We start from the raw sequence: 19,260 nt of genomic DNA on the forward strand, positions 1-19,260 counted from the left end.
TACCTGATGCGCCGTTTATTTAGGCTGAGATATCTTTATGTTAGATCTTCACGGTTTTGGTGATCAGCTCTTACAAGGAGCCGGAATTACCATTCAATTAGCGCTGTGCTCATTAGCAGTCGGGTTGATTCTCGGGCTGTTGGGGGCATCGGCGAAACTGTCCAGTATCAAACCTTTGCAATGGATCGCAAACCTTTACACGACGATTATTCGTGGTGTGCCTGAGCTGCTCACAGTATTGATTATCTACTTTGGTGCAACCACTGTACTGATGGCTATTGCCAGCGTTTTTGGATACGAAGAGTACATTGAAATAGGGCCATTTGCGGCAGGTGTAACGGCGCTGGGTCTAACCTTTGGTGCTTATGCAACGGAAGTGTTTCGTGGTGCCTTACAAGCCATTCCTAAGGGGCAGCATGAAGCGGCAATTGCGCTGGGCATGAACCCGCGTCGCAAGTTCTTCCGCATTATTTTGCCGCAAGTATGGCGTGTCGCCTTACCAGGTATTGGTAACTTGTTTTTGGTATTGCTTAAGGACACGGCGTTGGTATCGGTCGTGGGTCTGGAAGACATCATGCGTAAAGCCAATGTGGCGGTAAGCAATACCAAAGAACCGTTTCTATTTTATCTAGTGGCGGCCTTTATGTACTTGGCGTTAACGATTGTTTCAATGGCCGTAGTGCACTTCCTAGAAAAACGCGCAAGCCGCGGTCTGACACGAGGGTAAGCCGGTGGAATTAGATTTTTCAGTTGTTATTGAATACTTTCCGCGACTGCTGACCGGCACCTGGATGACGATTAAGCTGGTATTGCTGTCGATTGTGCTGGGGGCGATTGTTGCCTTGCCAATTGCGTTAGCACGCACCTCGAAAAACTGGTTGATCAGTGGTGCGCCGTTTGCGTTCATCTTCTTCTTCCGTGGTACGCCGCTGTTGGTGCAGATTTTCTTGGTGTATTACGGTGCGTCGCAATTTGAAGCGGTACGAGAAAGCTTCTTATGGCCGGTGCTAAGAGAGCCATTCTGGTGTGCCATCATTGCCTTCACGCTGAATACTGCGGCCTATACAGCGGAGATTTTCCGCGGTGCGATTCAGGCGATTCCTGAAGGGGAAGTGGAAGCTTGTAAGGTAATGGGCATGACCAAGGCGCAAATGTACCGTCGCATCTTGTTGCCACGTGCCTTTGGTATCGTACTGCCAGCCTACGGTAATGAGATTATCCTGATGCTGAAGGCGAGCGCCTTGGCGAGTACCATTACGTTACTTGATCTCACCGGGATGGCGCGTACCATCATAGCGCGTACTTACACGCCGATTGAGATCTTCCTTGCAGCGGGGGCGATTTATCTGGTGATCAGTATCTTTGTCATCTACATCTTTAGATTGGTAGAAAAACGCCAGAACCGTTACTTGGGTACCTTGTCGATTAAGGTGCCGGATAAAGGCTAGTGTTTGCAGTAAACCCGCTTAAAGCAAAAGAGGCGCATCCTAGGATGCGCCTCTTTTGTATCTGTTGATCGGGCGGTAGCGATTAGATCGCGTCTGCGCCAGTCTCACCGGTACGGATACGGATCACTTGTTCCAAAGCAGTAACGAAGATTTTACCGTCACCGATTTTGCCTGTGTTGGCACTTTTCTGAATTGCTTCGATGGCTACGTCTACTTGATCATCATCGATCGCAAGTTCCAGTTTTACTTTCGGTAGAAAGTCCACTACGTATTCTGCGCCGCGGTATAGTTCAGTGTGACCGCGCTGACGACCAAAGCCTTTTACTTCCGTAACAGTGATGCCGTTAATACCAATTTCAGACAAGGCTTCACGCACTTCGTCTAATTTAAAAGGTTTAACTATGGCTGTTACTAATTTCATAGATTCTCTCCAGTTAAGGCATTGTTTGCCTATAAATTACCATTCAAATGCGGGACTCGCTACTAATTGCATGAAAATGTTCTACAGTTAATTCCGAGCCTGAATAACCCCTGTGCCGAACGGAGGAGACAGACATGGATCAACCCGCCTTGATTACCTTTGAAAAGGGCATGGATAAGTTCGTGAAGAGCTTAAAAACCAGCCTGCAAAAGCACGAGCATGTCAGTGTGTCTCATCAGTCTATGCCGCAATGTTTGGAAAGTTTAAAAGTCACCGACGAAGACGACAACGAGCATGTGTTGCGGTTAGTGGTGGTAGGCTGTACCGAAAAGACCTTGCTGGCGCGTCTATCTTGGCTGGATAAAATGGGCAGAGATCATGTCTGTTGTTATCTCAATAGCAAATTCGAAGCCGTGAAACGCAAACACAATGGGCTATGGGTGAAGGATAAGCACGAGCCGGCGGACATGTGCTTAAGAGTGTGGACCTGCCTTCATTCACCGATTTAGATCAATCAAGGCAGGTACACAAGGCGATTACTCAGCGTCGTTTAGAGCGTCTAAGTCTTCGTATTGTGTTTCGTGGTACGGACGGCTTAACTCATGTACCGCGTCAATCAGGTATTTTGGACGTTCTGGATCCACGAACTGGTGAATACCATGGCCAAGGTTAAACACGTGACCTGAGCCTTTACCAAAGCCTTCCAAGACTGCGGCCACTTCACGTTCAATCACCTCTTTGCCTGCGTACAGTACGCAAGGATCAAGGTTACCTTGTAGGGCGACTTTGTCACCGACACGAGCGCGTGCCTCAGCCATATCTGTGGTCCAATCTAGACCCAAAGCGTCAGGGCCTGTTGCCGCCATATTTTCTAGCCATTGACCACCGTTCTTAGTAAACATGATCACAGGAATTTTGCGACCTTCGTGTTCACGGATCAGGCCGTCCATAATTTGGCGCATGTACATCAAGGAGAACTGTTGGTACATAGGACCGCTTAGTACGCCGCCCCAAGTATCAAAGATCTGTACCGCTTGAGCGCCGGCTTTGATTTGGCCGTTTAGGTAATCGGTCACCGAAATCGCCAGCTTATTCAGTAATGCGTGTAGCACTTCTGGCTGTGAGTACATCATGCCTTTAATGTGGCGGAAGTCTTTGCTAGAACCACCTTCGACCATGTAAGTCGCCAAGGTCCATGGGCTACCCGAGAAACCAATCAGTGGCACACGACCGTTTAGCGCATGACGAATGGTGGTCACAGCTTTCATGACGTAATCAAGGTCAGAGACTTTGGCGATGGGTAGCGCTTCGACGTCTGCTTCGGTGCGAATCACATGCTTAAATTTTGGACCTTCGCCGGTTTCAAAATACAAACCAAGACCCATAGCATCTGGCACAGTCAGAATGTCTGAGAACAGGATGGCCGCATCGAGATCGTAGCGCTCTAACGGTTGCAGCGTCACTTCACAGGCAAACGCATCGTTTTTACATAGGCTCAAAAAGTCCCCTGCAGTGGCACGGCTTTGGCGGTACTCTGGTAGGTAGCGACCTGCTTGGCGCATCATCCATACAGGTGTCGCATCAACAGGCTGTTTTAGCAACGCGCGCAGAAAGCGGTCGTTCTTGAGTTCTGGAAACATTCAATTTCTCCGATGAGTTTTCAAGTTTTTCGGCATTTTACCTAACTTGAACAAAAAAAAAGATGCAATAACCAGAATTTATGACTCTGGTTAAGAAAATGGCATTAAAACAAGAAGAAAAGGGCGCTAATCCCCTATATGACTTTTGAGGCTGCCTATCTGTACCTGTCTTGCTGCATCGTCAATGATGCCTAAATAATACAGGTCATTAATCACTGTTGGTAACAGTCGATCGACCTCTGCAGCAGTCATACCGGCTTTTAGGCGCGGTGAGTAAAGGATCTTAAGTAAGATGTAGTCTAGCGGCGATAGATAAATATCAGGGCTGACATCGTTGAAGATAGAAGGGTAGACAGTTTCCGAGTCATTGGGCAAACCTAATAACTGGGTGATCTCTTCGATGATACAGTCAAGGAAACGGGCGTTTTGGCGTGCGTAATTTACCGGAATGATGATTACACCCCGTTGAATTTCCCCTTGGCTATTGACGCCAAAGTTGCCTAAACAAATGGCTTCATCGAGGGCCACACGGATGGTTTCAGGGTCACCGATGTAGCGCGCGACCTTTTCTTCGACTCGGTCTAACTCGGTAAAGGAGGCAATAATATTGGCTTCATTTAAATGGTCAGTGAAGTTGATAGGAACGCCGGTAATACGGGTTAAATGTCGAGCATGAATGCGCAGCAGTTGCTTTTGTAGACTGGCATCTCCCGCTTCACTTTCTACGTAAACAAAGATCGGGCTTTCCCAGCGCACCAAGCGCGGTGTTGATGACTGATTGTATTCCCGTTGCAGAGCGATGGTGAGAAAACTGTCGTGAATGAAGTTTTGCTGTTGCCAATGGGCATAACCTTGCGCATAAACACTGCTGCTCAGGCAACTGAAAAAAAATAGCGCGAGGGCAGTCAGCTTAATAGAAAAGCGCTTATGGCACATTGTCATAGACCTTCAATTGGTTATTCACATAGTGCAGTAGGGCGTCGTAGGTGTCCGGTGTAAATGGTAACTGATCAGGATTGTCTAAAATCTCTTGTACCGTCATCTCACGGACTTCTGCGACTTCTTTGGCTTGTAATGTCATTGGCCCATGCTGCGCTGCATCATAGTGACAAGTATAGACTTTACCCCAGATTCTGAAGCCTTCGCCTTCGGTAAAGAACATGCCTTCGATATTCAAGGGCAAAATTAAGCCAAGTTCCTCTTCCAGTTCACGCTGTGCACACAGGTCGTAGCTTTCACCTTTAGCCACTACGCCGCCGGTGGTGATACCGTAGTAGCCTGGGCAGAAGGCTTTGGTTTGTGTGCGCTTTTGCAATAACAGCGTATCCGGTCCGGTAAAGACTAGGATAAAGGTGACACGGTGAATGTCGTCTTGAAAGTTCATTAAACGGCGTGGTATGTCGCCAATCACTTGGTTGCTGCGATCAACGAGAGTAATGATTTCATCAGTGTCAGACATAACGTGTACTTATTTTGAGCAAAACCAGAAGGGTAACGATTTCGCCTTAGATTGCAAAGGGTTAATGGCCTTAAGCGTGAGATTAGACAATTTTCGAAAATGCGACACATACTTAAGTCGTGAATAGAACTCAATCAGTGATGTGATTTCTCATGCCAAGCTTTAGGCTACTATGGCGCCCGTTATAGATTTCATTGGAGTGAAGTATGTCGTCGATCCCAAACCATGATTTTTTGCGCTTTACCTTAGAGCATCCAGATAGGGTGAAGCCAATGCAGTTGACCTTGCCTGATGCGACCGCGTATCTAGAAGGAGTTGGCATACTACGTATCGAGCCAAATCAACCTGCGACTCAGAGTGTGGTCTTGTCGGCCGGCATTCATGGTAATGAAACGGCACCGATTGAACTGCTTAATGGTGTAGTAAGACAGCTGTTAACGGGGGAACTGAACATATCTGTGCGTCTATTGGTGATCCTGGGTCACCCCCATGCCATGATTGCCGGTGAGCGATTTTGCGATGTAAATTTAAACCGTCTGTTCTGTGGTGCGTGGCAACGTTATCAGGGCATGGAAGTGGCGCGCGCTGAGGAACTTGAGGCGGCCGTTGCACGCTTTTTTGAGCCACATCAGCAGGGCGACAAGTTACATTATGATTTGCATACGGCGATTCGTGGTTCCCAATACGAGAAGTTTGCCGTGCATCCCTTTGTGGATGCTAAGGCATATCAGCAAGCTCAGTTTGGCTTTTACGATGCGATCGGTCTAGAAGCGGTTTTATTGTCTCATCAACCAACCACTACGTTTTCCTATCACTCCTATGCTAAGCACGGCGCACAAGCGGCCACGGTTGAGTTAGGGCAGGTGAAACCCTTTGGTGAGAATGACTTAAGTAAGTTAGAGGCTCTCAATGGGGTGCTAAAGACCTTGTTAGTGGAAGGTGTCTTAGCCCAAGGCGACGCAGAAAAGGTGCGCTTATTTGAAGTGATTGATGTCTTGACCAAAGACGCTGAGGATTACCGCTTACATATCAGCGCGAACGAAAAGAACTTTACCGCGTTTGAAGAAGGCTTTGAGTTAGCGAGCTCCAGTGAAAGTCGATACCTAGTGAAGCAAACTGGTGATGCACTAGTCTTCCCCAATACCAAGTTGCCATTGGGGCAGCGTTCAGGCTTGGTGGTGCGGCCTAAGAATTGGCAAACATTTAAGACAATTTGAGAGTTTGCGACATGGGGGATTGAGAAGCCCCGCTGAAGTTGTTATTGTTATGTTATAACATCTTTGGTTGATTGGATTCTTTCTCATGTTGAAGTACGCATTACCTGCCTCTCTTTTATTGTCTGTTTCTGCTTTTGCACAAACTCACGTTGTGACCTCGATTAAACCTGTATCCATGGTGGTTGCTGCCATCGGTGGTGATCAGGTTGAGATCGAACAATTAGTAAATAACCAAGCCTCGCCTCATGACTTTGCTATGCGTCCTTCTGACTTACGTAAGCTGGATCAGGCGGATCTTGTTGTATGGGTTGGCGAGAATCTTGAAACCTTCCTTGAAAAGCCACTGGCCAATCTATCGGCTAAAAAAGACATCGAGTGGATGGCGTTGAGTGGCACTTACTTGCGTCAATTCAGTGAAACCGCGGATCAGCACCATCACGACGAAGAGGCGGATCATAAAGGTCACGATCACGATGAGCACCATGAAGAACATGGCGAGCATGAAGGCCATGACCACGATGAACATCACGACGAACATGCAGACCACGAAGATCACGATCATGAGAAACGCCATGATGAGCATGAGGATCACGAGGGTCATGATCATGAAGAACATGTGGACCATGAAGGACATGATGAACAGGGGCATGAAGGCCACCATCACTCAGGCACGGATCCCCATGTTTGGTTAGACCCTGTCAATGCGAAGGTGTTGGCCCATGAAGTGATGGAAAAACTAAGCGCGCTAGATCCCGCCCACAAGCAAGCCTTTGCTGATAACTACAACACTTTTGTACGTCTATTAGAGGCGGCGGATAAGAACGTTCAAGCAGAGCTTGAGCCAGTAAAAGAAGTGCCTTACTTCGTCTTCCACGAAGCCTATGGTTACTTTGAAAACCATTACAAGCTAAACAACAAGGGTGCTATCACTCTAAGCCCAGAACGTAAGCCGGGTGCGAAAACCGTGGCTAACATTCGTTCTGAAATCGAAGAGCATAATGTGGCGTGTGTCTTTAGCGAACCGCAATTTAGCCCTGCGATTGTCGACACGCTGATCGAAGGCACTGAGGTGAAAACCGCGGTATTGGATCCACTGGGTGTCTCGCTAAAATTGTCCAATGATAGCTACCCAGCCTTCCTTGAGGCGCTTGCAGGTCAGTACGCGACTTGTCTTAAGTAAAACAAAATGGAGCGCCTACCTTGCTTAGGTAGGCGTTCTGCTTTTGCCTCTGTATAATGGCGCCACTATTTACGAATTCGAGTTGGCCCATGAGCGAAAACCTGTCTACGTTGTCTTGTGATTCACAAACACTGATCACCAGCGCTAAAACCACTCTAAAGACTCAAGCACAAGCTCTGATGGGCTTGGCGGATCGAGTTGATACGCAATTCTCCCAAGCTGTGACCCTGATGTTGAACTGCCAAGGCCGTGTCATTATCTGTGGCATGGGCAAATCAGGCATTGTCGGTAAGAAAATTGCCGCGACCTTAGCTTCCACTGGTACACCGTCTTTCTTTCTTCACCCAGGTGAAGCCTTCCATGGCGACTTGGGTATGATTCACAGGGATGACTTGCTGATTTTGATTAGCTACTCCGGTGAAACGGAAGAAGTGATTCGCTTGCTGCCATCACTGCAAAGCTTTGGTAATCAGTCGATCGCCATTGTCGGCAACCCAAGTTCAACCCTAGCTCAGCATTGTGACTGTGTGCTGGACATCGCCATTGATCGAGAAGTCTGCCCCAACAACTTGGCACCGACGACCTCGACCACCATGACTATTGCCATGGGCGATGCCTTGGCCGTTGCGTTAATGCAGTGCCGTGATTTTCAACCACAAGATTTTGCCCGCTTTCACCCTGGTGGCAGCCTAGGCCGCAAGTTGCTAACCCGTGTGCGCGACTTAATGCACAAAGACAACTTGCCGTTCTGTTCACCAGAAACTTCGTTACAAGAGGCGATCGCGGTGATGACCCAAGGTCGTCGCGGGGTGGTACTGATCAAAGACGGTGAACGCTTAGCAGGCATTTTTACCGACGGTGACTTGCGCCGTGCCATGCTCAAAGATGCCGCCGGTATGCTCAGTAAAACCATGGCTGAACTGATGACCGCCAACCCGAAAACCATTTCTCAAGATACTATGATTGTCGAAGCAGAAGAACGCATGCTGCGCGACAAAATTACTTTACTCGTAGCGGTAGACGACGACAAAAACGTAGTCGGCCTGCTCGAAATTTACGACCGTTAAGATTGATAGGACAGACACGACTATGTCAGAAACCAGCAAAATCATCCGTATTGGTAATTCTATTGAGGTGGCCAACCACCTACCGTTTGTCTTGTTCAGTGGTGTGAACGTATTGGAATCCCGTGATCTAGCGATGAAGGTCGCTGAAGAACACGTGAAGATTACTGAGAAACTGGGCATCCCTTATGTTTTCAAAGGTTCGTTTGATAAAGCCAACCGTTCTTCGATCAATTCTTTCCGTGGCCCAGGTTTAGACGGCGGTCTAAAAATTCTTCAAGAAATCAAAGACACCTTTAACATTCCTGTGATCACGGATGTGCATGAGAATGATCAATGTGCGCCAGTAGCAGAAGTGGCCGATGTGATTCAGTTGCCAGCGTTTTTGTCGCGTCAAACCGACCTTGTGGTGGAAATGGCGAAAACTGGCGCTGTGATCAACATTAAAAAAGCCCAGTTCCTAGCGCCACATGAAATGAAGCACATTCTGACTAAGTGTGAAGAAGCCGGTAACAGCAACCTAATGTTGTGTGAGCGTGGCACCATGTTTGGTTACAACAACCTAGTGGTCGACATGCTTGGCTTCGGTGAAATGAAGAAATTTGACTACCCTGTGATGTTTGATGTAACTCACTCATTACAGCGCCCAGGTGGTCGTTCTGACTCAGCGGATGGTCGTCGTGCGCAGGTAACGGAACTGGCGCGCGCGGGTATGTCCCTAGGTTTGTCTAGTATGTTCTTGGAAACTCACCCTGATCCAAACAATGCCAAATGTGATGGTCCATGTGCCTTGCCACTAGACAAGCTGGAGCCATTCCTAAAACAAATTAAGCAGCTGGATGAGCTGGTGAAAACCTTCGATACTCTGGATACGAGCGCCTAATGGACGTTGCTTTCTTAGAACATTACCAAGAGCTGGTGAACGGTAACCTTCTGATGAAGAAGTTGCCGTTTTTGAAGCTGGTGATTTTTGATGTGGACGGTGTGCTGACCGACGGCGGCCTGTACTACGGTGCGGACGGCGAAGCGGTAAAGCGCTTCAACGTCAAAGACGGTGTCGCACTGAAGTTGTTGCCTAAGTGGGGCGTAGAAGTAGCCGTGATTACCGCGAAAGATTCCGCACCTTTGCGCAAGCGCATGGACGATCTTGGCGTCAAACACGTCTATTACGGTTGCCATAATAAAGCGGCCGCGTTTGATGAGTTGATGCAAACGCTGACCCTAGAGCCTGAGCAAGTGGCCTATGTGGGCGATGACGTGATTGACTTACAAGTGATGCCGAAAGTCGGTATTTCACTGTGTCCAGCGGATGCCCATACTCTCCTGCTACGTCACTGCGATATCACCTTGAAGCGCTCAGCGGGACAAGGCGTGGCTCGTGAAGTGGCGGATCTTGTATTGGCCACACGTATGTCATTAGAAAGCGCCTATGAGCTTGCTAAACGTCCTGAATTTGAGAAGAAAGGTTAGTCTATGAGTAGTTTACCTGCGTTCCATATTGTGATTCCTGCGCGTTTTGCTTCCCAGCGTTTTCCGCAGAAAATGCTGGCCAATCTTGCTGGTAAGCCGGTCGTGCAATGGGTCTATGAACTGGCCCTTAAAGCGGGCGCCGAATCGGTCACCATCGCCACTGATCACGAAGACATTTTTAAGACTGCAGAAGCTTTTGGTGCCGATGTAGTCATGACCCGTACCGACCATGAAAATGGTACTGAGCGTCTAGCGGAAGTGGCCAGTATCAAAGGTTGGTCTGGGGATGAGATTGTCGTCAACGTACAGGGCGATGAGCCTTTGTTGCCGATTGGTTTGATTCACAATGCGGTACAAGCGTTAGCGGATGATAAAGAATCGGAAATGGCCACGGTCGCCTGTCCGATTCATCGCGAAGAAGACATCTTTAACCCAAGCGTGGTGAAAGTGGTGTGTGATGCTAAAGGTCGTGCTTTGTACTTTAGCCGTGCCAGCATGCCGTGGGATCGTGATGGCTTTGCCCAATCGCCGAAGCAAATTGCTGAAGATTATCCTGCCCTGCGCCACGTTGGTTTATACGTGTACCGCGTGTCTCTATTAGGTCGCTACGCACAAATGCCGATGTCGCCACTGGAAAAGTGGGAGAAACTGGAGCAACTGCGTTTCCTTCATCAAGGTATCAAGGTGCAAGTGGCGCTGACCAAAGAGCTACCGCCGCACGGTGTTGATACGCCTGAAGACCTAGAAGCCTTAACCAAAAAGTTGATGGCGCAATAGGGCGATTCGCGATGGGCAGCAAGGCTTACACGGCACTCGCTATTTGGTTTGTCCTGATTGTCTCATGCATTGTGGGGGCCTATGTGCCCCTGCATTACTGGACTGCGCAACTACGTGGTTTGATGCCGCAAGGTGTCGAGCTAACGCGGGTGTCGGGGCATTGGTGGTCCGGACAAGCACAACTTTCCGTAGCGGCATTACCTGAGCCGTTACAACTTACATGGTCCATGCACTCCTTATTTGAACCCCTTGATTGGCATCTCAATCATCCACAATTGATGGGTTACGGTCAGGTGCAACCTTCTTTCAATCGGGTCTCATTATGGATTGAGGGACTGCGTGTCGATGCTGATTTACTGAATCCCGTGCTCGTGCCTCAAGGCGTGCAGGTGAGTGGCGAGGCCGTGACGGTCAGTCGTTGGTTTAGTGTCTATGATGTTCAACAAGAGCAATTTGAAGCGTTTCGTGGCAATGCGCATTGGCCAGTCGGACGCATTCGTTATCAGTTTGAAAGGTTGACGACACAAGCGCATATCGTTGACTGGCAACTTCAAGGTTACTTGGCCGAGGATGTTCATCCCAAGCAGCCAATTTTGGCGCTGCAATCCCAGCAAGGTAGCCCTCTGTTTGAGGTAAAGCTGTTACCCCATTGGGAAGTCGAGCTCACCGTCATGCCAGAATTGATTCAAACCATGGGGCTTCGTTGGCCTGGGAAAAAAGAATATCCGGCTTTTGTCTTGATTCAGCCATTAGCGGAGATGTGGCCTTAAACCTGGCTTGTTTCCTTAAATCAATGCGATCTTCTTGCAATATATTGTCGCTTTGATGAAGATAGCCGTTCAGATTCTTGATATCCGTTGATTAGGTTGCATTTGTGCATTGGAAAGCTGCTGAAAAAGTTGCGTTATGGCTGACCATTTTTGGAGCAGTAACTGTGCTCGCCGTCGCCGTTGGCAACAGTGTTGCCCGCTGGTGGTTTCCTCCTTCGCCGATATTAACGCCTTTTGTCCTTCCGACTCCGAACTCCAGCATTGTTGCCATCCCGACACCGAGTGCGGATTTGTTTGGTGTGGCGCCGCTTGAGGCGCAGTCACTGCAACCGACGACCTTGCAAATTCATTTACTTGGGGTGCTGCCCAGTGCCGATCCTGAGCAAGGCATGGCGGTGATCCGCTCTGCTAATCAAGTGGAAGCCACCTACCAAGTAGGTCAAAGCCCAGCGCCGGGCGTCACTCTAAAAGCCGTGTTTGCCGATCATGTGGTGTTAGAGCGTGGTGCGCAGAGGGAGACCCTGTTTTTTAGTGAGACCGCTGGCGCGGCTAATAACGCTTTATTTATTCCCATAGCAGTATCTGCCCCAAAAACCATTGAACCGACTATTGCAGTGCGACAGCCTTCTTTAGCGAGCCGATCTCCGCAAACCGTCGCAGAATTCGCTACCGCCTTTCGTCAAAATCCGCAGCAGCTGCTTCAAGAGGTGGGTGTTGAGCAAACCGGCACAAGTTACCGTTTGACTCCCGACAGTCGTCTGACTCAATTTGGCTTACAGCCAGGTGATCAGCTGGTGTCCTTAAACGGGATTGACCTGAATTCGCTGCAAGGGGATGCCACACTGCAAGCCCAGTTGCAGCAAGCGGATGTGATTCGCGCTGAAATTGAACGAGGCGGACAGCGCCTCATCATTAACTTTTCCATTAAGTAAGGATGCCCCATGTTGTCGTTGCGCAAATTCATGATGAGCGGTTTATGTGTGCTGGCGTTAACCGCCACGCCAAGCATGGCGCAAACTTGGCAAGTGAATTTGCAGCAGGCAGACATCGGTGTTTTTATTCAGCAAGTGGCTCAGATGACCGGCAAGAGTTTTATCGTTGACCCAAGAGTGAAGGGCAAGGTCAGCGTTATTTCCAATGAAGAGCTCAATGAAGACGCCGTTTACCGTTTGCTGCTGTCAGTGCTGACCGTGCATGGCTATGCTGCGTTAGAAACGCCTGATGGGATTAAAGTCGTGCCGCAAAACGTGGCGAAACAAAGTGGTGTCGACTTTGATAGTCAAGGCATCGCTGCGGGCGGATTATTAGTGACGCGCATGATTCCGGTGAAGCAGGCAACGGCGTCTGAGCTGGTGCCGATCCTGCGTCCCCTAATCCCTCAATATGGTCATCTTGCAGCCGTGGACAGCGTTAATGCACTGATCATCAGCGATCATGCGGACAATATTCGTGAACTGGAATCCTTGATTGCACGTCTAGACAGCTCTAGCGAAGGCGTGGTGCGTGTGGTACCTCTTGAGCACGCTTGGGCCAACGATGTATTAGGTCTGATTACCGAGTTAACTGGAGCCAGTGCAACCGCCAGCGGTACGGCTAATGCCCCTGTGGTGATGACGACCAAGGTAATTGCGGACGATCGAACCAATCGTATGGTCATTAAAGGTAAGTTAGAAGACGTTCAAAAAGTGGCTGCCTTAATTAAGCAACTGGATTCTCCTACCAAGGTTGCCAGCCGCTTGTCGGTGTTGCCGCTACGTTATGCGGATGCCCCTAAAACCGCTGAGTTAATTGGTGGTTTGCTCAACAGTGCGACCACAGCGGAAAGTAGTGCGGCTAATGCTACCTTGGTGAAGGCGGACGAGGACTTAAATGCCTTGGTGGTACGCGCAGATCCGAGTGTATTGGTCGACATTCAATCGGTACTAAAAGAGCTCGATGTGCCTCGAGCGCAAGTCTTGGTTGAAGCCATCATTGCCGAAGTGAATATGGACGACGCGGAAGCCTTTGGTTTTCAGTGGCTGTTTGGTGACACCTCAGACGCTACCGTACCAGCCATGGGCACTAACTTTACCGCGGCGGGCAGCAGTATTACCGAGATTGCCACGGGGATAGCAACGGGACGTCCAAGCTTAAGTAATGGCTTAACCGCCGCAGGGATTCGATTTAACAGCAATGGCGATCTGAATCTTGCGGGGATCTTGCAGGCGATTGAAAGCAACTCTAACGCTAACCTGTTATCGACGCCCAAGATTATGACCTTGGATAATCAAACCTCGAAGATTCTTGTGGGTGAGACACGTCCGTTTCAAACCGGTGGTTATGCAGACAGCAGCAGTAATGCCTTTGTCACCACCACGCGAGAAGACATTGGCTTAACCCTTGAAGTGACGCCCCATATCAATGCTGGCGATGAAGTGCGTATGGAAGTGTTGCAGGTGGTAGAGGCGGCGTCTTCTGAGCCAAGCTCGTTGGGCACTATTACCACTAAGCGCGAGATCTCTACCACGGTTATTGCTGGCAATCGTCGCACCATCGTTTTGGGCGGCTTGATCGAAGATAACGTGGTGGAAGTACAGCAAAAAGTGCCCTTACTCGGTGATATTCCAGTGATCGGCGCCCTGTTCCGCAGTACCTCACAAGAAAACCAAAAACGTAACCTACTGGTGTTTATTCGTCCTACGATTTTGCGTTCGCAGCAGGACGTTGAAGCGGTTACCAATGATAAGTTTAGCGGCTTTAGAAGCATTGAAATCTCTCAAGCTTTTAGCCTACAGCGTCCCGAAACATTAGAAGGGCGCTTTGATCGTCCTTATGCCGCCCCTGCGAAATAATGGGTAATTTTAATAAGTAATAACTTATATGTGGTCTTGGGATTATGTGTAAGATTTTGTATCTTCCTAATGTTTGTTTTGTAAGGTTAGTGTAAACTGCGCCGGTATTTTTCGGTGTCACAGGGAAGTGGCAGCAAGATTCGTGTGTTGCTTCCCCATTTTACTTTTCAAAATTGAGGTTAGTAATGCAAAAAGCGCTTATTATTGCAGGAAGCTTAGCGTGTGGTGCAGCGGTCGCAGCACCTGTCTCTCAGCCATTTGGTTCAAGTTTTACTCTAGGCTCTAGTGCCAATCCAGCGTCATTGATGACGGCCATGGGGAACCCTGCCGCTGCTTACTTTATGGTCAACAGTGAAGAAGGCGACAACTTCCGTACTGGTATTCTTGGCCCTATTGGCGTTGGCTACGAAGTGGGCGAAGTCGACTCTCTAGAAGACAAAATCGATGAGTTAGACGATCTATTAGATCAAGAAGTGACGACCATCGGCCAAGCATTAAATATCCAATCTCGTGCCAATGATTTGCTAGCGCAAATGGGTGAAGACGCCAACCTTAAAGTGATGGTGGGGGCGCCAGTACCTGTGTTCCCAATTATCTACAAAACCGACAGTGGCAGTGCTTTTATGCTGGATCTATCGGTTTCAGCGGTGGCAAAAGGCCATTTCTTAGATGATGAAATCGACATCGTACAAGAGACGAATGGTGATTACCGTCTAGACACTAACTCTTCTTTGTATGCCAAAGCCGGTGCGGCGGTGACCTTTGGTTTAGGTTACTCAACCGATGTTTACAGCAGTGATGCGGGAACTCTGGTATTAGGTACTAAGCTGAATGCCCACAGTGTGACACTGGGCAAGGCGCTACAGCATTTAGAGTCGTCTGATGATGATACGTCGGATGCGTTTTCGGATGCGTTCTCGGATCAACAAGAAACAACCACGGACTTTGGTCTAGATCTGGGCGCTATTTGGGCGGCTGAGCATTACCAATTGGGCTTTCAAGCGACCAACCTGAATGAACCAAGTTTTGAATACGGCAAGCTGCCAAGCAACTGTGCGACGGTGACGCCAATTAACCAGCCAAGCTGTAATGCGGCGCTTGAATTCGCTCAAAAAGGCGAAATTGAGCTAAACGAAGAATACACCATGGAGCGTCAATTCACGGTGGAAGCGTCAACATTCGTATTTGATCGTCAACTGTCCCTAGCGGCAAGCTACGAGCTAAACGAAGTTGCGGACTTGGTGGGTGATGACTACCAGTGGGCGACGGTTTCTACGGCGTACTACAGCAGCAGTTCCTTTATTCCTGCGCTTCGTCTAGGCTACAAAAAGAACATGGCAGGTTCTGAACTGAGCTACGCCATGGTGGGGGCGACCTTGTTTAAACGCTTAAATCTGGACTTGGCTTACGGCCTAGAAAGCGTAGAAATCGATGGTGATGAACAGCCACGTAGTTTGTACTTCAGCGCTAGCATTGAAAGTGCATTCTAATAAGACTCCCTGAGTTTTCCACTGTCCGACTCTTTAAAAACGCGCTATAACTATAGTGCGTTTTTTTATGGGCGATCGCCTACAATCGGTTGTAGTGAGTTGGATGAATAAGCAAAGGGTTGGGGCGCAAGGCCCTAATGAAAACAGACTGATTTCCTGCAAGGGGTGCGGGCTTCACACCCATGTTCCGCATCTAGAACCCAATCAAACCGCATACTGTCCCCGCTGTGGTCACAAGCTGACGTCGTTAAAGCAGAATTGGGTTGATAGAGTGCTGGCACTAGGTGTGTCCGCCTTTGTCTTGTTGCTGCTGTCGATTTCGTTCAACTTTTTATCCTTTTCCAGCAACGGTTTAGAAACCTCTATTACGTTAATCTCTGAAGTAGAAACGCTGATCGAGCAGAATTATTTAGGGCTGGCTGGGGTCATATTGTTTGTCTGCATCCTCTTGCCCGCCTGCGTTTTACTGTTGCTCTGCGCTTGGATGCTATCGATCAAATTTGGCTTTGGCTTGCGAGCGACTAAGGCGCAAATCGCTCTCTGCTTTAACTTTATTATCTGGTGTATGCCGGAAGTGTTTATGGTGGGGGTGATCGTCAGTATGGTTAAGGTGACCTCCATGGCACAAGTCACCTTTGGACCGAGTTTCTATTTTTATGTTGGTTTCATGGCGCTGTATATTTTGACCTTATTGCACCTAGATCGTTTTCAAGTAGAGTTAGCTCTGATGAAGGAGTCGAAGTCTGAAAGTGCTAAGCTTAAAACAGAAAATCGAGTGCAATGGACTTGGGCACTTTTGTTTACCTCTATTATTTTGTATTTACCGGCGAACTTTTTACCGATCATGACCACTCGCTTTTTAGGTGTGGATTCGCCTTCGACCATTGTAGGCGGGGTGATTACGTTATGGCATCATGGCTCTTATATGATCGCGGCGATCATTTTTATTGCCAGTATCTTGGTGCCTATGTTTAAGATGTTTGCCATTGGCTATTTGAATTATTCTGTGCAGACGAACAGTAGCGTGAGTATCAAACAGCGTTATGTCTTATATCGGGTGACTGAATTGATGGGGCGCTGGTCGATGATTGATGTGTTTGTCGTCGCCATATTAGCTGGGTTAGTGCAACTTGGAAGCACTATGAGTGTCTACCCTGGCTCTGCTGTGATTGCATTTTGCGCTGTGGTGGTGCTGACCATGTTAGCAGCCATGTCATTTGACAGCAGAATGATTTGGGAAGTGAGCAATAAACATGAGTGAACCTTCTGTGCAACATCGTAAAACAACCGGCTCTGTGCCTGCGACCATAAAGTCAAACAATCGAATTTCTAAGATTTGGCTCATTCCTATTATCACTTTGTTATTGAGTGCTTGGTTTATTTTGCAAGAATTAAACGATAAGGGCATTGAGGTAGAAATTGAATTTCAAACGGCGTCTGGATTAGAAGCGGGTAAAACGCAAATCAAAATCCGTGATGTAGTCATTGGCCGAGTTGAGTCTATTGAGCTGAACGATGATTCCACTGGCGTCTTAGTGACAGCGGTATTGGACAAAAAAGCCGAGAAACTGCTACGCAGTGATACCCGTTTTTGGGTGGTGTCGCCACGGGTCTCTTTGGAGGGTATCTCAGGTCTACAAACGCTGCTGTCGGGTTCCTATATTGATATGGCGCCGGGTATTAATGAACAAACGGCCCGTCATTTTACTGCGTTAAATGATCCGCCTGTGACGCCGATTGGTACTCCTGGTTTGTGGGTCTTTTTAAACAGCAAAAAATCTTTTACGGCCAAAGTAGGCGACCAAGTCATTTATCGTGGTTTGGCGGTGGGACGTATTGAAACCGTGGAGTATGACTTAGAAAAACGTCTGGCAAAATACAGTGCTTTTATCGAAGCACCGTTCGACAAGTTAGTGACTGCTAATACTCGATTCTGGAATTCGAGTGGTATTGAGCTTGAGTTGGGGGCTGACGGTGTGGGTGTCAGCACACCTAATCTAGAATCTTTAATCGCTGGCGGCATCACCTTTGATGAACCGGAAGACATGCCGCCAAGCCAGCCGTTCCACAAGGATAAGGTATTTGAAATTTACCCTTCCTACAAAAGTGCTATGGCCCATCGCTATGTGGAAAAAGTCTACTATTTGATTTTGATTGAAAGCTCGGTGCGCGGCTTAAAAGAAGGTGCGCCGGTAGAGTATCGCGGTTTGCAAATCGGTCAGGTGGAAGACATCAATATCAAGCTGGATGATCACAAACTTAAAGTCGATGCCGAGTCTTATAAAATCCCAGTATTGATTTCGATCCAACCTGGGCGCGCCAATCTAACCGATGATAAGGCGGGTAGAGAATTTATCAGCCAGCAATTCAAGCTGTGGGTGGAGAATGGCTTAAGGGCGTCTCTAAAAACTGGTAGCTTGTTAACTGGCGCAGTATTTGTCGATTTGAAACACGATGACAAAGCGAAAGACTATAAAACCGTTTTGTTAGCCGGTTATCCTTTGATTCCAACGGTGCCGGATGAAATTGTACAGTTTACCGATCAGCTGAGTACCACCTTAGATAAGATCAATGAATTGCCGCTGCAAGGCGTAGCAGAGGATTTGCGCGTGCTGTTGCAGGATCTATCGACCAGTGCCAATGCCTTTAACCAAGCCAGTAGTTCGATTAGTGGTAAGTTGGATGAGTTTGATATGGCCGGTATGAATGCAACCTTATCGAGCCTAAATGATGTATTGGAGAAGTTTGCTACAGAAGACAATGGCGTGTCGTCAATCAATCAGACCATGATTGAAATTCAAAATGCCATGCGTGAGCTGACACCACTACTACAGAAAATGAACACGGCGCCAAACAGTCTGATCTTTAAGAGTCAGGTGGCACCGGATATCGAGCCTCGAGGAGCTGGGCGATGAGAGTAATATTGCTGTTAATCAGCATAGTGATGCTAGCGGGTTGTTCTTCACAGACATTACAGCCGCCAAAATACTATGTCTTAAGTGGGACTCCCGCACAGTTAGTCCCCCATAAGACGTTGCATCCCGCGATAGAGGTACGCTCAATTTCCTTGTCTGATTACCTGCAAAGCTCGAACATAGTGCTGCAGGTGTCTGACCATGAGCTGTTCTTCTCAGCCAACCATTTGTGGGCTGAGCCGTTACAAGTTGGGATTGAAAAAGTGCTGATCAACCGTCTCGCTAGTACACAAGACTTAAGCGACGAGCCAGCATTGTTGCTAGACCTCAAAATCGATTACTTCCATATCGTGGATCGCGATGCGGTGATTCTGTCTGGTAGTTATGTGGTTGCAAACCAAGCGGGAGAGAAGTTAGTGCGTGAGCGCTTTGCTCTGCGTGAACCGTTAAATAATTCAGGCTATGAATACGCGGTTTCAGTGATGACTTCTATCCTTGGAGTGTTAGGCCAAGAAATTGCCGCTAAAGCGACGGCTAAGCACAGCAGTGCGCGTTAGTGTCTGACTCATATAAGGGGT

20 protein-coding genes are annotated in these 19,260 nt (G+C 48.3%); 16 read left to right on the forward strand and 4 right to left on the reverse strand.

The genetic code is table 11. The annotated features are described in order from the left end of the window. The first annotated feature begins 37 nt into the window (after positions 1-37). Positions 38-727, forward strand: a complete 690-nt coding sequence (locus ACOSVP_RS15240) for an ABC transporter permease (protein WP_487348349.1) — start codon at positions 38-40, stop codon at positions 725-727. A gap of 4 nt (positions 728-731) precedes the next feature. Continuing rightward, on the forward strand, positions 732-1,448 hold the full coding sequence (locus ACOSVP_RS15245) for an ABC transporter permease (protein ID WP_487348350.1): 717 nt from the start codon (positions 732-734) through the stop codon (positions 1,446-1,448). 82 nt (positions 1,449-1,530) lie between these two features. On the opposite strand, the gene glnK is transcribed toward ACOSVP_RS15245, so the two are convergent. Further along, positions 1,531-1,869, reverse strand: coding sequence for a P-II family nitrogen regulator (gene glnK / locus ACOSVP_RS15250; RefSeq protein ID WP_055463653.1), 339 nt, complete (start codon positions 1,867-1,869; stop codon positions 1,531-1,533). Between the two features lie 134 nt (positions 1,870-2,003). Here glnK and ACOSVP_RS15255 point away from each other — a divergent pair, with 134 nt between their 5' ends. Then, a complete protein-coding gene (locus ACOSVP_RS15255; protein WP_487348351.1) occupies positions 2,004-2,378 on the forward strand; it encodes a hypothetical protein in 375 nt (124 codons plus the stop codon). 27 nt (positions 2,379-2,405) lie between these two features. On the opposite strand, the gene hemE is transcribed toward ACOSVP_RS15255, so the two are convergent. From hemE to ACOSVP_RS15270, 3 genes are all read right to left on the reverse strand, one after another. Next, entirely contained in the window at positions 2,406-3,509 is a 1,104-nt protein-coding gene (gene hemE / locus ACOSVP_RS15260; protein WP_487348352.1) for a uroporphyrinogen decarboxylase, read from the reverse strand. 126 nt (positions 3,510-3,635) lie between these two features. Next, positions 3,636-4,445, reverse strand: a complete 810-nt coding sequence (locus ACOSVP_RS15265) for a DUF2927 domain-containing protein (RefSeq protein WP_487348353.1) — start codon at positions 4,443-4,445, stop codon at positions 3,636-3,638. Then, positions 4,435-4,968, reverse strand: a complete 534-nt coding sequence (locus tag ACOSVP_RS15270; RefSeq protein ID WP_487348354.1) for an NUDIX hydrolase — start codon at positions 4,966-4,968, stop codon at positions 4,435-4,437. Before ACOSVP_RS15270 ends, ACOSVP_RS15265 begins: the two co-directional genes overlap by 11 nt. A 206-nt stretch (positions 4,969-5,174) precedes the next feature. On the opposite strand from ACOSVP_RS15270, the gene astE reads away from it, so the two are divergent. The 13 genes from astE (at position 5,175) to ACOSVP_RS15335 (ending at position 19,239) form a co-directional block, all read left to right on the forward strand. After that, entirely contained in the window at positions 5,175-6,185 is a 1,011-nt protein-coding gene (astE, locus tag ACOSVP_RS15275; RefSeq protein ID WP_487348355.1) for a succinylglutamate desuccinylase, read from the forward strand. Between the two features lie 85 nt (positions 6,186-6,270). Then, the gene (gene znuA / locus ACOSVP_RS15280) at positions 6,271-7,365 is read left to right on the forward strand and encodes a zinc ABC transporter substrate-binding protein ZnuA (protein WP_487348356.1); all 1,095 of its coding nucleotides are present in this window, start codon (positions 6,271-6,273) and stop codon (positions 7,363-7,365) included. 89 nt (positions 7,366-7,454) lie between these two features. Then, positions 7,455-8,432 carry a KpsF/GutQ family sugar-phosphate isomerase gene (locus ACOSVP_RS15285; protein WP_487348357.1) on the forward strand — a complete coding sequence of 326 codons (978 nt, stop codon included), beginning with the start codon at positions 7,455-7,457 and terminating at the stop codon, positions 8,430-8,432. Between the two features lie 22 nt (positions 8,433-8,454). Next, a complete protein-coding gene (gene kdsA / locus ACOSVP_RS15290) occupies positions 8,455-9,312 on the forward strand; it encodes a 3-deoxy-8-phosphooctulonate synthase (protein WP_487348358.1) in 858 nt (285 codons plus the stop codon). Next, positions 9,312-9,899 carry a KdsC family phosphatase gene (locus tag ACOSVP_RS15295; protein ID WP_487348359.1) on the forward strand — a complete coding sequence of 196 codons (588 nt, stop codon included), beginning with the start codon at positions 9,312-9,314 and terminating at the stop codon, positions 9,897-9,899. The genes kdsA and ACOSVP_RS15295 overlap by 1 nt, the downstream gene beginning before the upstream one ends. A 3-nt stretch (positions 9,900-9,902) precedes the next feature. Continuing rightward, positions 9,903-10,676: a 3-deoxy-manno-octulosonate cytidylyltransferase gene (gene kdsB / locus ACOSVP_RS15300; RefSeq protein ID WP_487348360.1), complete on the forward strand. Its 774-nt coding sequence runs from the start codon at positions 9,903-9,905 to the stop codon at positions 10,674-10,676. An 11-nt stretch (positions 10,677-10,687) separates the two neighbouring features. Further along, positions 10,688-11,446, forward strand: coding sequence for a hypothetical protein (locus ACOSVP_RS15305; protein WP_487348361.1), 759 nt, complete (start codon positions 10,688-10,690; stop codon positions 11,444-11,446). A 104-nt stretch (positions 11,447-11,550) separates the two neighbouring features. After that, the gene (locus ACOSVP_RS15310; RefSeq protein ID WP_487348362.1) at positions 11,551-12,378 is read left to right on the forward strand and encodes a type II secretion system protein N; all 828 of its coding nucleotides are present in this window, start codon (positions 11,551-11,553) and stop codon (positions 12,376-12,378) included. Positions 12,379-12,387: 9 nt separating this feature from the next. After that, entirely contained in the window at positions 12,388-14,277 is a 1,890-nt protein-coding gene (gspD, locus tag ACOSVP_RS15315; protein WP_487348363.1) for a type II secretion system secretin GspD, read from the forward strand. A gap of 185 nt (positions 14,278-14,462) precedes the next feature. Then, positions 14,463-15,767 carry a conjugal transfer protein TraF gene (locus tag ACOSVP_RS15320; protein ID WP_487348364.1) on the forward strand — a complete coding sequence of 435 codons (1,305 nt, stop codon included), beginning with the start codon at positions 14,463-14,465 and terminating at the stop codon, positions 15,765-15,767. A 271-nt stretch (positions 15,768-16,038) separates the two neighbouring features. Continuing rightward, positions 16,039-17,028 carry a paraquat-inducible protein A gene (locus tag ACOSVP_RS15325; protein ID WP_487348365.1) on the forward strand — a complete coding sequence of 330 codons (990 nt, stop codon included), beginning with the start codon at positions 16,039-16,041 and terminating at the stop codon, positions 17,026-17,028. Further along, entirely contained in the window at positions 17,021-18,682 is a 1,662-nt protein-coding gene (gene pqiB, locus ACOSVP_RS15330; RefSeq protein ID WP_487348366.1) for an intermembrane transport protein PqiB, read from the forward strand. Before ACOSVP_RS15325 ends, pqiB begins: the two co-directional genes overlap by 8 nt. Then, the gene (locus ACOSVP_RS15335) at positions 18,679-19,239 is read left to right on the forward strand and encodes a PqiC family protein (RefSeq protein WP_487348367.1); all 561 of its coding nucleotides are present in this window, start codon (positions 18,679-18,681) and stop codon (positions 19,237-19,239) included. The genes pqiB and ACOSVP_RS15335 overlap by 4 nt, the downstream gene beginning before the upstream one ends. The last annotated feature ends 21 nt before the right edge of the window (positions 19,240-19,260 follow it).

Source organism: Marinomonas sp. HM11-D (assembly GCF_057626615.1).

What these genes read in the sequence shown, in the direction of transcription:
- astE (WP_487348355.1), top strand. Translation starts at nt 5,175, where the DNA reads ATGTCGTCGATCCCAAACCATGATTTTTTGCGCTTTACCTTAGAGCAT.
- ACOSVP_RS15305 (WP_487348361.1), top strand. Translation starts at nt 10,688, where the DNA reads ATGGGCAGCAAGGCTTACACGGCACTCGCTATTTGGTTTGTCCTGATT.
- ACOSVP_RS15270 (WP_487348354.1), bottom strand. Translation starts at nt 4,968, where the DNA reads ATGTCTGACACTGATGAAATCATTACTCTCGTTGATCGCAGCAACCAA.
- ACOSVP_RS15240 (WP_487348349.1), top strand. Translation starts at nt 38, where the DNA reads ATGTTAGATCTTCACGGTTTTGGTGATCAGCTCTTACAAGGAGCCGGA.
- ACOSVP_RS15285 (WP_487348357.1), top strand. Translation starts at nt 7,455, where the DNA reads ATGAGCGAAAACCTGTCTACGTTGTCTTGTGATTCACAAACACTGATC.
- ACOSVP_RS15335 (WP_487348367.1), top strand. Translation starts at nt 18,679, where the DNA reads ATGAGAGTAATATTGCTGTTAATCAGCATAGTGATGCTAGCGGGTTGT.
- gspD (WP_487348363.1), top strand. Translation starts at nt 12,388, where the DNA reads ATGTTGTCGTTGCGCAAATTCATGATGAGCGGTTTATGTGTGCTGGCG.
- ACOSVP_RS15295 (WP_487348359.1), top strand. Translation starts at nt 9,312, where the DNA reads ATGGACGTTGCTTTCTTAGAACATTACCAAGAGCTGGTGAACGGTAAC.
- ACOSVP_RS15320 (WP_487348364.1), top strand. Translation starts at nt 14,463, where the DNA reads ATGCAAAAAGCGCTTATTATTGCAGGAAGCTTAGCGTGTGGTGCAGCG.
- hemE (WP_487348352.1), bottom strand. Translation starts at nt 3,509, where the DNA reads ATGTTTCCAGAACTCAAGAACGACCGCTTTCTGCGCGCGTTGCTAAAA.
- ACOSVP_RS15265 (WP_487348353.1), bottom strand. Translation starts at nt 4,445, where the DNA reads ATGTGCCATAAGCGCTTTTCTATTAAGCTGACTGCCCTCGCGCTATTT.
- ACOSVP_RS15255 (WP_487348351.1), top strand. Translation starts at nt 2,004, where the DNA reads ATGGATCAACCCGCCTTGATTACCTTTGAAAAGGGCATGGATAAGTTC.
- znuA (WP_487348356.1), top strand. Translation starts at nt 6,271, where the DNA reads ATGTTGAAGTACGCATTACCTGCCTCTCTTTTATTGTCTGTTTCTGCT.
- pqiB (WP_487348366.1), top strand. Translation starts at nt 17,021, where the DNA reads ATGAGTGAACCTTCTGTGCAACATCGTAAAACAACCGGCTCTGTGCCT.
- glnK (WP_055463653.1), bottom strand. Translation starts at nt 1,869, where the DNA reads ATGAAATTAGTAACAGCCATAGTTAAACCTTTTAAATTAGACGAAGTG.
- kdsB (WP_487348360.1), top strand. Translation starts at nt 9,903, where the DNA reads ATGAGTAGTTTACCTGCGTTCCATATTGTGATTCCTGCGCGTTTTGCT.
- kdsA (WP_487348358.1), top strand. Translation starts at nt 8,455, where the DNA reads ATGTCAGAAACCAGCAAAATCATCCGTATTGGTAATTCTATTGAGGTG.